11 protein-coding genes are annotated in these 13,826 nt (G+C 43.5%); 3 read left to right on the plus strand and 8 right to left on the minus strand.

Features of this window, described 5'->3' with window-relative positions; genetic code table 11:
* Window positions 1-313 precede the first annotated feature (313 nt).
* Entirely contained in the window at window positions 314-2,995 is a 2,682-nt protein-coding gene (locus QQ041_RS19110) for a hypothetical protein (RefSeq protein ID WP_285954827.1), read from the plus strand.
* Window positions 2,996-3,111: 116 nt separating this feature from the next.
* Here the strand turns inward: QQ041_RS19110 and manA are convergent, their stop codons facing one another.
* From manA to QQ041_RS19140, 6 genes are all read right to left on the minus strand, one after another.
* On the minus strand, window positions 3,112-4,317 hold the full coding sequence (manA, locus tag QQ041_RS19115; protein ID WP_285954828.1) for a mannose-6-phosphate isomerase, class I: 1,206 nt from the start codon (window positions 4,315-4,317) through the stop codon (window positions 3,112-3,114).
* Window positions 4,318-4,612: 295 nt separating this feature from the next.
* Complete coding sequence (locus QQ041_RS19120) at window positions 4,613-5,953, minus strand: MFS transporter (protein WP_285954829.1); 1,341 nt, start codon at window positions 5,951-5,953, stop codon at window positions 4,613-4,615.
* An 8-nt stretch (window positions 5,954-5,961) separates the two neighbouring features.
* Window positions 5,962-7,458 (minus strand): signal transduction histidine-protein kinase/phosphatase UhpB, encoded by a 1,497-nt coding sequence (uhpB, locus tag QQ041_RS19125; protein ID WP_285954830.1) that lies wholly within the window; start codon window positions 7,456-7,458, stop codon window positions 5,962-5,964.
* Entirely contained in the window at window positions 7,458-8,066 is a 609-nt protein-coding gene (uhpA, locus tag QQ041_RS19130) for a transcriptional regulator UhpA (RefSeq protein WP_017061545.1), read from the minus strand. Before uhpA ends, uhpB begins: the two co-directional genes overlap by 1 nt.
* Window positions 8,067-8,283: 217 nt before the next feature.
* Entirely contained in the window at window positions 8,284-9,678 is a 1,395-nt protein-coding gene (uhpT, locus tag QQ041_RS19135; protein ID WP_285954831.1) for a hexose-6-phosphate:phosphate antiporter, read from the minus strand.
* Between the two features lie 400 nt (window positions 9,679-10,078).
* Complete coding sequence (locus QQ041_RS19140) at window positions 10,079-10,417, minus strand: DUF1840 domain-containing protein (RefSeq protein ID WP_146492573.1); 339 nt, start codon at window positions 10,415-10,417, stop codon at window positions 10,079-10,081.
* Between the two features lie 314 nt (window positions 10,418-10,731).
* Between QQ041_RS19140 and QQ041_RS19145 the strand changes: the two genes are divergently transcribed.
* A complete protein-coding gene (locus QQ041_RS19145) occupies window positions 10,732-11,922 on the plus strand; it encodes a GGDEF domain-containing protein (protein WP_285954849.1) in 1,191 nt (396 codons plus the stop codon).
* Window positions 11,923-11,947: 25 nt separating this feature from the next.
* Here QQ041_RS19145 and QQ041_RS19150 read toward each other — a convergent pair whose 3' ends face one another.
* Entirely contained in the window at window positions 11,948-12,232 is a 285-nt protein-coding gene (locus tag QQ041_RS19150; RefSeq protein ID WP_285954832.1) for a hypothetical protein, read from the minus strand.
* Window positions 12,233-12,390: 158 nt separating this feature from the next.
* Between QQ041_RS19150 and QQ041_RS19155 the strand changes: the two genes are divergently transcribed.
* Window positions 12,391-13,263 (plus strand): pirin family protein, encoded by an 873-nt coding sequence (locus QQ041_RS19155; RefSeq protein ID WP_285954833.1) that lies wholly within the window; start codon window positions 12,391-12,393, stop codon window positions 13,261-13,263.
* A 227-nt stretch (window positions 13,264-13,490) separates the two neighbouring features.
* Here the strand turns inward: QQ041_RS19155 and QQ041_RS19160 are convergent, their stop codons facing one another.
* A complete protein-coding gene (locus QQ041_RS19160) occupies window positions 13,491-13,772 on the minus strand; it encodes a pyrimidine/purine nucleoside phosphorylase (protein ID WP_285954834.1) in 282 nt (93 codons plus the stop codon).
* Window positions 13,773-13,826: the final 54 nt, after the last annotated feature.

Consider the following 13,826-nt stretch of genomic DNA (forward strand, 5'->3'; position numbering starts at 1 on the left):
AAGGTTATACAGACAACCAATACCTATAAAATACATATACATCTATAAATAACAATCACTTAGCCCAATCTACAATTGACAGAAACATCAATTACAAACGCTAGACATTCACCAGAGATATCACTCGCATATATAACTCCATCCATTAGATATGTCTCTAGAATAAATACTCCTGCTATTCCCACTAGATTCCGTTTTGATACATTTTTCACCAATGGCGTTCAATTTATAAATAGTCATATTTATCAATGACATTCTCCCAATTGATTCCAGAGTAGTGAATTTTTATCAATAACTTAATAGGAGAACTAACATGAATGGTCAACGTTCACTGTTAGCAGTGGCAATAGCCCTAGGGATAGCAGGATGTGGTAGCGACAGTTCAAATAGCTCCACAACTGATACTGGCGGTTCAACAGCAACTTCAGCGTCTTTAACAGCAAAGGCCGCTGATGGCTATTTGGTAGGAGCCAATGCGTGTTTGGATCTAAACAGCAATAAAGTTTGTGATAAGGATGAGCCAAGTGCCGTAACGGGTGACGATGGTTCATTTACAATTGATAATCTAACTCAAGAACAACTTGAACAAAGTACTCTGTTGATCGAAGTGGTTGCCGGACAAACCATCGATACCGATAATCCAGGAGTCGTTCTAAGCAAGAGCTATCGCTTAACTGCGCCACCAAAATCCGCATTTATTAGTCCATTGACGACTCTGATTCAAAATGAAATCGAGAGTGGTTCTTCGTTAGAAGAAGCTAAAACAGCTATTCAAGAGAAGTTGGGGACAACACTCGATTTAACACAAGATTATATCGAAGCCAAAAACAATAATGACTTAGCCGATTCACAAAAAGCGGCTTTTGAAAACCTACACCGCGTTGCTCAAGTTACCGCTTCAGTCATGGCAGAGAATACTGACACACTATCAGAAACCGCAGCGGGAGCTGGTATCTCTATAGAAGCGCTCACGGCCTTGATTAATGAAGAAGTTACTCGAGTCCTAGACGAAGTCGTAAAAAATATTGAAGCAGCCGGAGAAAACTTCAATCCAAGCGACATTGCTGGCAGCATTAATCGCGATCACATCGCCATTGATGACTCTAATCTCGAAGATAAAATTAAAGAAAATGAGGCAAATAAAGGCTCTAAGCAAGCCGACCTCGCGAAGCTTATCAAAACAGACGGTATCAATTGGTTTGGCGGCGATAATGACACTGGCAAAGATTTAGTGGTTGCCTATGGAACATTGAAGTCTGATTCAGATAACTCAGTGACCGAAACCAGTTACATTTATGATTACTTTGCTGAGCAATTTGTTGAGTTTGAATATACCCCTGACACAAATAACATGGTATTGGGTCAAAACGGTTGGGAAGCGAGCGATGATACCTTAACCAGCATTAAACCCAATAAAGATGGAAGCTTAACCCTAGAATCCAAAACCTCTATTTTTAACGAAGTCGCTAGTGCGAAGCAGTTAGATATAAGTGGCCTCAATGTTCGTTCCATTATGGATCAAACGGATGATGAGAACGTTTGGTCTAACATTATGCCAGTAGGTTTAAAATTCCCTGACAACACAACCGCATACAAATTGTCTGTGGAAGATATCCACGACGACATTTATACCTTTTACAAGGGTGATTGGTGTGCAGAGTACGATCCAGAACGATATGCCGCACTCAATAACATGTGTAATGGCATTAGCGCCTTTAAGAATGGCAGCGATACATGGCTTGCCACCTTGGCATCGACTATCGCAGAAGATGAATCAGATCGTCATGACACAGCGTCTAATAATCATGCGGATTTAATTCCGATGGCAGGCACGGAAAATGGCGATATATTCGCTCAACTATTGCCTAACGGTACCGTGATTTACTATATGAGAGCATGGGATTGGGAGGCTCCTTTCTCCAAGCTTTCAGAACTCGGTTCATGGAAAGATGTGTCTATAAATGACGAGCTATTACGTCAAGTGACGATTCCTGAATCTATCCACTCACAAGCTACTTGGTCTAACTACCAAAAAGAAGATAACTCCGCTTACTTGTCTGTAGTCGAAGGCTTTGTGCGTATTACCTACAAAGAGATTGAAGAAGCTGGCAGTGAAGTTTATATCTTTGATGAAGCGACTAAGCAGTTCATTTTGGATAACGCATTAACACCACAGCCTTTGCACCCTCTCAACCTGCAAGCCTGTCTCGACTCACTACCGGATGCTCAGTTCATCGCTACAGCTAATGACGTCACGGTTTACGATGTGCAACGCACACCTATGTGGGAGCCGGAGGCAGTAACACAGAGCCTAACTTATGAGTTTACCTACTTGGGTGACACTTTCTCTTGGCTGAATGACGTTACGTTAGTCACCGGGCTACCAAGCTGGATTTCTGACTTAGCGGGCAGCCTAGAAAAAACACGTGTCGACATCAAAGATTCGGAAGGTGCTTTAATGGGGTATGAGTATTCATATAGCTCTGAAGATCACTATCTAGGTCAAGAAGGCTTTAACTCTGATGACTCATTGGGATGGGGCGCGGCTAAGGTCGTATTACCACCAGTAATAGCTGACAACCAAAAAATCATCAATCAAATGGTAGATTTCGGAACCTCAACCAATGCACCGCTAACATCACAATACGACTCTTGGTATGACGAGAGCAGCGGTGAATTCGGTGAAACAGAGTACCCTGGATTAAGAACCGTTTCTGCAGAGACCTCACTAAGCGACATTATCGATGCGCAAACTTACTTTCTATCCACCTTCAACTACCAAGAAACTTACCTAGGTAAAGAGGAAATCACTGTACCTGCAGGTACTTTTGCAGCATGTAAGGTAGAAAGTGAAACACAATTTGAAAATGACGGACCTCGTGACACTCAAACTGCTTGGCTTACAAACCGAGGATCTATTAAGTCCATTCGAGAGGAACAATCTTGGGGCATGTCGATTAATATGGAAGCAACAAGCTTACCTTCTATTCAATAATCGATAGATAATAAGAACAAGCCAATATGAATTTGGCTTGTTCTTTTTTGTATTAACTCTTTAAACCAAACTATCCATTCACAAAACTTGATAGCACTTCAAGCTCATCGCTTCCCCTAGTTAAACGCCCTAGCCACTCTGCCGTTACTGCTCAATTCGTAATGACCAATATAGGCTGGAATGAATACCGAGTGGCCTTTGGTGAGTGTTAAGTGTTCACCTTTCTGACTTATTAGCGTTAAATCATCATCGATTGCCATTAAAATTTCAGCGCCGCTTGTGATGATTTCTTCTTGCTTGGGGCTATGAAAGATATTGAAATCAAAGTCACTAACTGGGATATCATAGCGATCACATTGACCCAGTTTTGAGGGCGCTAACAACAAGCGTTCGAACGGGATTGGGGTGAACTCAGTGCAGGCAACCAACTCAGCGACATCAATGTGTTTTGGCGTTAAACCGGCACGTAACACGTTGTCTGAATTGGCCATAATCTCGAGTCCAGTTCCCTTAATGTAAGCATGCGGAGTGTTTGCATTCAAATACATCGCTTCACCTGGCTTCAGAGTGATCAAGTTAAGCAGCAAAACACAAAACAGACCGATATCGTTCGGGTATTGCTGGCTAAGATCAGTAATCAAAGCAAACTCAGCTTGGTCTTGGTGTGCGACTGCGTAAGTCAGAAGTTGCTCTAATGCTCGGTGTTTACGTTGGTCATCTAGAGTTAACAGATCACGAAAAAACACTTTTAAACCCTGAGAATCAAGGTGGTTGCCAAACTCTTCAACCAAACCAGCAAGCTCGCCAGAATTCAATTTTCTGAATAGACCTAATATTTCATCGAATTCTCGAAAGCCATTCATCGCTTGATATTCAGTGATCGCGTAAACCAATTCAGGCTTGTGGTTTGAGTCTTTGTAATTACGGTGTCCTGCGTTCAAAGGAATGCTTGCTTGCTCTTCTCTCGCAAAGCCTAACTCAGCTTGATGCTTGTTTGGGTGAACCTGAACCGATAACGCTTTTTCTGCTGCCAAGATCTTAAACAAGAAAGGTAGCTCACCAAACTCCTGCGCAATATCGCTTGATAGATAAGCGGGTTTATTCTTGTTAATCAGCTCAGATAGAGGTACTAAATATTGGTCCAGCTTGACCATTGAGCAGCCCTTCGGATGCGCTCCCATCCAAACTTCCGCTTGCGGCTCTTGTGACTCATTCTTAAAGCCAAACAGTTCACATATCGAAGAAATACTCCCCCATGCATAATTTTGGATGGTGTTTTCCATTGGGAAAAATGAATGTTCAGAGAAGTGGCTGAGTGACATGGCGTTTTCCGTAGTGAGCCCTTTGAACACAATTCAGAGAGCTGATTTCTAATAACGTAAATAATTAGAAAGACTACAGAGAGCAGCTAAAACCCACATGAGATGGGGTCTTAGACGCAATAGGAAAAATTCTTAGAAACGGGTGAGACAGATGAAAAGCGTGAAAAGAATCACATTTAAATGTCACGAGCAGAAGCGCTGGATCAGATAAATGCTTGTATCGCACTGGTTACAGCAGCGATACAAGCATCTGCAATACAAACACTAGCGACTATCTTGCTATCGAGAAGGCCAGTTAAAAGCCAGAGCGAGCCTCTGCACTTTTCTGAGGTGATTGAGCTTGCAGGAAAGGCAATAGCAGTAACCCGATAACAGCAGCACAAGTAGAGATGGTAATGAAGAACCCACTCCAACCGTAGGTTTCTAAAACGAGCGCTAATGGATAACCCGAGAGTGCTGCTCCCATGTAAGCAAATAAGCCAACAAAGCCTGTCGCTGCCCCGGCAGAATCTTTGTGCGAACATTCAGCCGCCGCCATACCAATAAGCATTTGAGGGCCAAAAACAAAAAAGCCTACACAAAACAGCCCAGCAGCTTGAAACACAAAATTGGTTAAAGGCATAAGCCATAAAGCCGATACCGAGAGGAAAATACCAATCGCAAACAGGATGTTCATTGGACCGCGGTTACCACCAAACAACCTATCCGATCCCCACCCTGCAACAAGTGAACCAACAAAGCCACCAATCTCAAACAGAGACAAAGCTGCGTTCGCATTGATCAAACTGTAATCGTGCTCTTCGGTTAAGTATAAATTACCCCAGTCGTTAACCGCCGTTCTTACGATGTAAACCAACACATAACTAAAGGCGAGCAACCAAATATACTTGTTGCTGAACACGTAGGTTTTCAGGATTTCTCGATAGCTTAACCCTTGCCCGTGGCTCTCTTGTGCCAACTCTAGATGGTCATTGCGCCACTTTCCTACCGTCGGAAGTCCCATGGTGGTGGGCTTATCACGCAAACGCCAACAAACAATCAGACCAATAAAAACGCCAATCACACCCGGCCAAATAAACCCCGATCGCCAACTGAATTGCAGCGTCAGATACCCCACAAGAATAGGAATTAGCGCCCCACCAACGTTATGTGCTGTATTCCATATAGCCCAGCGAAAGCCTCTTTCGGAGCGAGAATACCAAGTCGTCAATAACTTAGAACACGATGGCCAGCCCCAACCTTGAAACCATGCATTCAGTACCCAAAGCGAGATGAAAACCGCTAACGAACTAGAAAAGCCAAACGCGATATTGATCAAGCCTGTTGCGATTAAGCCAAGCCCCATAAAGTAGCGCGGGTTTGAACGATCCGATATCGTGCCTGAGATAAATTTCGATAAGCCATAAGAAAGATAAAAGAGCGTGCCAATTAAGCCGATATCGCCTTTGTCCAAGCCAAGGTCAGTGATCATGGCTGGCGCAGCATAATTAAAGGTTTTACGGGTGAAGTAAAAACCTGCATAGCCGACATACATTCCTATCATGATGTGGAGACGCCAGTAGCGATAACTCTGATTAACCTCATCATCAGTTAGAGCATCACTCTTTGACGTAGCTGAGCGCAGAAATCCAAACATATTCGTTCTCACACTTTAGGTAATGTAACGCTGATATTGGTACCCGAAGATGAGCTATTAGCGTTAATGGTCATCTTGCCGCCGAGCGCCTGAACACGCTCTTGCATACCGCGAACCCCCATTCCTTTGAGAAGATCTTGCGCTGTAAAACCAACGCCATTATCTGATATCTGAAGATAAGCCTGATCATCTAAAATCAGTTCAATTTTAATCTCGCTCGCACTCGCGTATTTATGGGCATTGTTTAAAGATTCTTGACACAGTCGGAAGATAGTGACCTTGAGCGTGTCACTCAAACATGAATAATCACCTTGCCAATTTAACTGGATATCAACGCCATGGTCCGAAAACTCCATCTCCCGAATAAGCTGTTCCACGGAATCTTTTAGATCAAGATCGTCCAACATTTTAGGTCTTAGTTTTGTAAGTAGACGTTTGGTGGTGTCATAAACATTCAAAGACAATGACTCAATCGTACCCGCACAGCGAACACTCATCTCAGCGGCATCGACGCGTTTAATAATGCTTGCCTGTGTACGGATTGCCGTAATGTTTTGGCCTATTTCATCATGCAGCTCACGAGCTATATCACGACGAACCGACTCTTCTGCCGTCACTAGCTGGCGTGAAAGATTTTGATTCCTGGAAAGTTCACTTCGCAATTTCGAGTTGAGATCTTTCTGCTTTTGAACCGCTAAACCAAGTAATATACCGGTGATGGTTTGAGCAGACAGAGACAAGAGCAAGTCGGTAATTTCGAGTTTAGATGTTCCGCTGTGGGCTGCAATCAACGCGACACTATTTAACATTGTTGCAAGCAGAGCGCCTTGCCACCCGTAACGAACCGCGAGCAAGATAATAGGGATCGCCATACAGAACGGGGCGAAGCGCCTTAGTTCATCAGGCAAACTGGTTTGTATCAAAATACTGGCGACCAACAAGACGCTATATAAAGCGATGTGACGGATTTTGAACTCAACGACATTATTGATTAAGTAAGAGCTCAGTGGCGCCCACTTGTTTTGGAATAGGTAGTTCCAGACTAGATAACACATCGGTACCAGCATCAATCCGCCAGTGATACTCACCAACCACACCATGTAAACAGCCGGAACATGAGAACCCACCACGGCAACGTTAATGAATGCTGTGACCATGATTAAGCTCGCCATCACTAACAAGTGACGATTCTGGTCACCAGAATAATAACGCTTGGCAATTAGCGTAGCAGGAATACTCAATCCACTGGCGATGAGTATCGTCAGCCATTGAGGTTCATCAAGCAGTAGAGCTAAAGCAATCGCGAGCCCCCACTCTGCAATATAGATGGCAGGCCAATAGTGGGTGCGAGTGTGCAGCGTCATTCCCAGTCGAAGTGAAAACGGGAAAAGCAGAATCGCTAACTCAGGGTCATTAATGAAATAGAAGGCAATAACCCATAAACAGAACCATGCACAACCAGCCATAAAAAACCCACACAGGGAGGTGGCTAGGTAAGAACGCATTAGTACTGGTCTTGTGTAAACAGTTTCGCTAACTCGACGTTATTCTTAACATTGAGTTTGTCCATCGCATTGGCACGGTGTACATGCACCGTTTTATGGCTAACCCCTAGCTCTACGGCGATAGATTTTACATCGAGCCCTGTTGCCAATAACTGGCACACTTCGCTTTCTCTGCGGGTGAGCTGATTTAAAGAGGCTTTATTCTTCATGGGTGTCGCAAGCTTAATGGCGATATCAGGCGTGAGATAACAGCCACCATTTGCGCTCGTGTGTACGGCTTGGATTAACTCATCAGGGCTACAGCGCTTGCTGAGATAACCTTTGGCTCCTAACTCTAATGACTTCTCAACCATCGCCGGAGAGTCATGAACGCTCAACATGATGCTGGCAATGCCAGATGGAATCTCTTCCAATAAGCTCAGGCCACTTTCGTCCTGCATTGAGATATCCAAGATCACGACATCAGGGTGACAGCTTGGCAATCCTAGGCGCGCTTCTGCCGCAGAGTTGAATTCACCCACGACCGTAATATCAGCTTCAAGACTGAGTAATTGAGCAAAGCCAGATCGAACAATGACGTGGTCATCAACAAGCGCAACATTAATCATGATATTAACCAAAATTAAGAGTAAGAAAGAAAAATAGCCCCAACAGGAGCTATCTAAAATTAAGTTTATTGATAGAGATGATACTGAATCGAACTAACGATTGGTATGATCTCACGTGCTTTAAACCAATAAATCACGTGAGACTATCTACCCGAAACTCTCTTTGCGACCACAAATGCGCGAGAGCAAATACACAAGAACAGGCTCACCAAACTCGCTACGTGTTTTGAGCCGCTAAATGCATTTTCTTAGCGTGGCGAATCTTCTTCTCTTCGGCAACCGCAACGAATAGCAGCAATACGATACAAATAGCCGCTGAAGTATCGAGTGCAGCAAACGTTCCTTTCCAACCCGTTAAGCCGAAAATAGGCGTTCCATCCGCAATCATACCTAGGCCAAGTTTGGCAAAGCTATCACCAATTAAGTAAGCAAATGTGCCTTTCACGCCATCCGCAACACTGATTGCTTTCTTCGGCACGAAACCTACCGCAGCAACACCAATCAGCAACTGAGGACCAAATACTAGGAAACCAAGCACAAACAGTGACGCTAGGTACATGAACTCACTCGTTGCATGCTGGTAGAACTCTAGCGAAACGATAATCAGGCCAAGCGATACACAAGCAACTAAAGCACGGCGTCCATTCGCAAGGTCTGATAAATAGCCCCACATTAGCGTGCCGACCAGTGCGCCAACTTCAAACAGTGTGAAACCTGAAATCGCGGTTTCTTTTGATAGACCTAGCTCTTGATACGCATAAACGGTAGACCATTGATCGATACCGATACGAACAATGTACAAAAAGATATTCGCGAAGCAGAGCAACCAGATCACCTTGTTTTTAAGAACATATTCAACAAAGATCTCTTTCTTGGTCATTTGATTTTCTTCAGCGGCTGTATCTTCTTCGCTGATTTCTTCACCAAACAACTCTTCAACTTTACCTAGGCCGTAGGCTTCTGGAGAGTCATTACCAAAGCGCATACCAATAAAGCCAACCACAATCGCGATGATAGATGGGAAAACGAACATACCAATCACATTGCCATCAAATAGGTAGTTAGCGCCAAACAGAGCAACACCAGCTGCACCCGCACCACCCACGTTATGTGACATATTCCAAAGACCTAAATATGAACCACGCTTGTTACGAGGTGTCCATTTAGTGATGGTTGAGTAACTTGAAGGGCCACCTGTACTTTGGAAAAAACCACTCAATGCGTAGAAGGCCACCATCATGAATAAGCTAGCGCTGCCACCACCCATACTGAAGCTGAAGCCCAACATGGCAATACCAGACAGGACAAGCATGAATGGCAGAAACTGCTTGGTGTTTTTACCATCGGCGTAATAGGAAACGACGGTTTTACCAATACCATAAGTAATTGAGAAACCAAGACCAATAAGACCTAGATCCGTCATTGATAATCCATAAGTAGAAATCATGTCGTTTTGCGCGACATTGAAGTTCTTACGGATTAAATACATGGTTAGGTAACCAATGAACACGACAAGGTAAGATTGTAGGAATGGTTTAAACCACATTTTTCTTCTAGTTTCGACCGGAAGATCCAGCGTCGGTTTTCTAACCTGATCTAGGAACTTTAACATTGTGAACTCTCTTATTTTTTCATGAGGTCTGCACGGCATAATTGCGACCATGCATTTTGTTAGTTGACCGTGAAATAATAAGGAGTCTAAAAATCGACCGCATGAGAGAGGGTCTTAGAATAACTAGGAAAAATTCTTAGTTCAGAATTGGGAGTCAAGAAAGCGTGAACAGTATCACTTTGTTTACGGTGTGTTATGGATTGATATTACGATAACAAAAGTCACTCATTTCAAGGCGGACAAACCTTGTAAACAAACAGAAACGAGTGGATTACTTCACTAAAAAAAACACCAGTATCGGTTCATCACCGTCAATTTCCATGGTATGACCGATACTGGCTCAACATTCATTCTTATTAAAATAGATGCAATAGGCTTGTTACGCTTCGAGCAAATCGTACTACAGTCGCTTACCGCTGCCGTCTTCCCACATCACTTCGCATTCATCCTTGATGGCGGCTTTTAATAATTCAACCAGTGGGAACGCTCGGCTACCGATATTAACAGACGCTTCAACAGCCTCTTCTTCATTGTCGTCACCAACATTCTCTTGCTCTACCTGCTTGCTCTGCTCAGAGGCAATCGCAACACGTAAGTTATTTAACGCTTGAGGAACCTCTGAAGCATCAATAGCACCTGGAATGGTACCGCTGTGCCCAAGCATCTTGATAAACTGAAGGCCGACTTCACCAAACATCGTGACGCTAGCATGGGCTTTACAACTAAAGGTGATTAACATAATGAGCCTCTCTTAATTTTGGTAGTTTACAAACTATGTTGAGTAACTCACTGGAAAGCAAGTAGATAATCACCAAATCGCTTCTTCTAAATCGAACCTTAAGTTACTCGTTACCAGGCAGTTTTGCACCTTCAGCGACACGTATCACCAATAACTATAGGTTGAGCATGTTTAATCCAAAACATTGATAGCAGTCACACTAAAAAGACGACTAGCACTCCGCAACGGCTATTATTTAATCTACTATTAACTCCATTATCAAAATCTTTGGCATAAATCACATGAAAAGGCTCGTCGGCAGACACCTAGAAGAAATGGCGGACATACGATCCACTCGCAAACAAAAAATTGTTTACTCCTTTTCACTGACTGCCGCTGTGTTATTCATTTTCTACACTTGGGCTTATTTCCAAGGTCAGCATTACACACTGTCGATTTTCGAACTGTGTTTTGCACTTATCGCTATCTCCAATGCATTTTACGTAAAAAAAGTTATTAATCCTGAATATTCAGAATTGATCCTGAGCGGAGTCCTTCTAGTTCAAGGCCTCATCCTATTTTTGTACAGTTATGCTATTCCCGACCGGATACTTTGGCTCTACCCGATTCTGGCGGCAGTCATTTTCATTAACGATTTCAGAATTGGCATTATTTTGAGCACCTCATTTTGTCTGTTTATCAGCACCTTGATTACCGCTATGCCTAACAACTTTTCTTTACCCTTTAACAGTACCCATCGATTTATTCTTAGTTTATTTACCATGAGCTTGGTGTGTCATACATCTGCCTATTACTACACAAAAGCCGTCAGTTATATTCAACGTCTGTATAAAGAAGGCATCGAAGATCTTGCCTACAGAGACCAACTTACCGGCTTGGCAAACCGCTGGAGCTTTGAGCGCTGGGCGGCTGAAAAACTTGCGACAGTCGATAGTGAGCGATCACTTACGGCACTAGTCTTTTTGGATATTGATGACTTTAAAGGCATTAATGACAGCTACGGGCACGACGTCGGAGACAGTGTCTTGCAGCATTTTGCCAATCGCTTGAGCAACAACATTCGAACCAGAGACAGAAAAAACCATGAATACGATTATTCCATCGCGCGCTTTGCTGGAGACGAGTTTGTTTTAATGCTCTACGATGTGCCAACTCGTAAAGATTTAGACGGCATTCTAGATAGGATTTGCGGGCTGTTCGAAAGCGGTTGCCAAACAAACGAGAGAATCAAGGAATTGACGCTAAGTGTTGGGGTTTCTTTATACCCACAAGACGCTCAAGAATTACATGAACTGACTAGATGTGCTGATAAAGCGATGTATGTTGCCAAGCATTCAGGCAAGAACCGATACGCTTATTATCACGATAATCCAGTATCGACCTTGATTGAGGAACTACCGACGAACCTAGCCTGCTTAGAATCTGATTCATCTGAACTTAAAGATTGTCTTGAAGCGCAGGTCGAAGGGAACAATGTGACGCGATTAAAAATGCGTCAACGCTAACCAGTACTATAACTCATCGGTGCTGCTAACCTGCAAGGTACATAAGCCAAAGGCTCACTAACCCAAGCATAATAATCCATATGACTTGCCGTGTTCGGTTTGGGTTATTACCTTTAGGTCGCCTCGCCACTGTTTTAAAAGCGGCTTGCTTAGCCGACTGAATAAACGGCGCCTCAATCTCACGTTTTTTCACGCGGCGTTTAACCGCGCTGTTTGCAACCTCTGTAAAACGCTGACCTTGCTCCGTTGTAAAGTCGTTATCAAAACCCATCCGACCATGCCTTTCGCCATGTTTTTGCTGAACTGCCATAGCGGCCTCCTTGGCGGTCTACTCTCTATTCAAGTATAGACATAATTTCATCTTGTTACCTGTTCAAGATTTTCGAATAAGTCACTCAACGCTATGCCATCTTCTTTTTCAATCAAATTACATAAACTACAGCTATTCAAGTTTATGAGGGTTTTAAAATGACGAATGTAAGAGCAGTAGATCATGTGATTGCAGCACATGCCACCTCCGACGGTGATGGCGTCAAAATCCAAAGACTCGCTGGTTTTAACAACGCACGTTTCTCTCCATTTTTGATGATTGATGAACTTAAATCGGATGAAAGCAAAGACTATGTTGGCGGCTTTCCTCCACATCCTCACCGTGGGATAGAAACGCTCACTTACATGCTGCAAGGTCACTTCCAACACAAAGACCATATGGGGAATGTTGGAGAACTGCGCAGCGGTGGCGCGCAGTGGATGGCTGCAGGTCGTGGTGTCATTCACAGTGAAATGCCAATGATGGAAGAAGGCGCGCTGCATGGTTTCCAGATTTGGATAAACCAACCTGCGACACACAAAATGCAGCCGGCGCAATATCACGACTTCCAAAGTGAAAGCATCGTGGAACATCAAAGTGAACAAAGTGGTTTGTTAAGAATGATTGCCGGAGGATTTGAGCTGCACAACCAAACCGACGATGACTCAGAGGCTTTACGAGCTCAAGGCCCATTACAGAAAACAGGTGTGCCATTAAGCGTTGCGGATTGGCGCTCTCATTCTGGGCAAAAAGTCACGTTAGGGACTAATGTTAATCACAATGCCATGACTTACGTGTACCGAGGCAGTATTAAGATCGGCGACAAAGTCATCAACCAAGGTCAACTTGCCCAACTCACCAAAGCTGACTTGCTGTCTTTGGGTAGCTTAGAAGATTCAGGGGTACTGATTTTTTCTGGTGAACCGATTAATGAACCTGTTGTGCACTATGGTCCGTTTGTCATGAACTCGATGGAAGAGATTGAACAAACAATTCAAGACTACAACAACGGTGTGTTTGAGACTTACTGATGTCTTGGCTTTGAGTTGAGCTTTGAGTTGAGCTTTGAAGATTGAAGATTGAAGATTGAAGATACTTTGCAACGAACAACGATTTGGTCATCCATTTGATGACTACAAAAACAAGTGACACTATCCACTGCCGGTTACTATCACTTATTTAACCACGCTCCTAGAGCGTGGTTTTTTTCTATTAAATCAGAGACAAACGATGCCTGATTGAACAAATTTAGACCTGATTACAAGTACTCACATAGGTAAGCAGTCGCTTCTTTTACCTGTAGGTCGAATAAAGAGTCACCCGCAACGTCAAAAGACTCACCAGATTGGTATGTCGTCCAGTCATCATCACCAACACGCTTTACAATCAAAGCACCTTTAACAACGGTCATCTTTTCTGGAGCCGCAGTACCGAACGTGTACTCACCAGCCGCCATTACACCAACACTCACATCAGCACCAGACTGGTTAAACGCTAACGACTTAACGCCACCTTCAAAGTATGTGTTTTCTTTAATCATTGTACTTCCTTGTTATCTTCAAATTGCAATTATTGAGCTCACCGAGTAAGCCTA

Source organism: Vibrio sp. TMPB1044, assembly GCF_030442075.1.
Lineage (GTDB): Bacteria > Pseudomonadota > Gammaproteobacteria > Enterobacterales > Vibrionaceae > Vibrio > Vibrio satsumensis.

Coding starts and splice junctions, on each gene's coding strand:
- uhpA (WP_017061545.1), bottom strand. CDS start 8,066: ATGATTAATGTTGCGCTTGTTGATGACCACGTCATTGTTCGATCTGGC.
- QQ041_RS19120 (WP_285954829.1), bottom strand. CDS start 5,953: ATGTTTGGATTTCTGCGCTCAGCTACGTCAAAGAGTGATGCTCTAACT.
- manA (WP_285954828.1), bottom strand. CDS start 4,317: ATGTCACTCAGCCACTTCTCTGAACATTCATTTTTCCCAATGGAAAAC.
- QQ041_RS19140 (WP_146492573.1), bottom strand. CDS start 10,417: ATGTTAATCACCTTTAGTTGTAAAGCCCATGCTAGCGTCACGATGTTT.
- uhpB (WP_285954830.1), bottom strand. CDS start 7,458: ATGCGTTCTTACCTAGCCACCTCCCTGTGTGGGTTTTTTATGGCTGGT.
- uhpT (WP_285954831.1), bottom strand. CDS start 9,678: ATGTTAAAGTTCCTAGATCAGGTTAGAAAACCGACGCTGGATCTTCCG.
- QQ041_RS19160 (WP_285954834.1), bottom strand. CDS start 13,772: ATGATTAAAGAAAACACATACTTTGAAGGTGGCGTTAAGTCGTTAGCG.
- QQ041_RS19155 (WP_285954833.1), top strand. CDS start 12,391: ATGACGAATGTAAGAGCAGTAGATCATGTGATTGCAGCACATGCCACC.
- QQ041_RS19110 (WP_285954827.1), top strand. CDS start 314: ATGAATGGTCAACGTTCACTGTTAGCAGTGGCAATAGCCCTAGGGATA.
- QQ041_RS19150 (WP_285954832.1), bottom strand. CDS start 12,232: ATGGCAGTTCAGCAAAAACATGGCGAAAGGCATGGTCGGATGGGTTTT.
- QQ041_RS19145 (WP_285954849.1), top strand. CDS start 10,732: ATGGCGGACATACGATCCACTCGCAAACAAAAAATTGTTTACTCCTTT.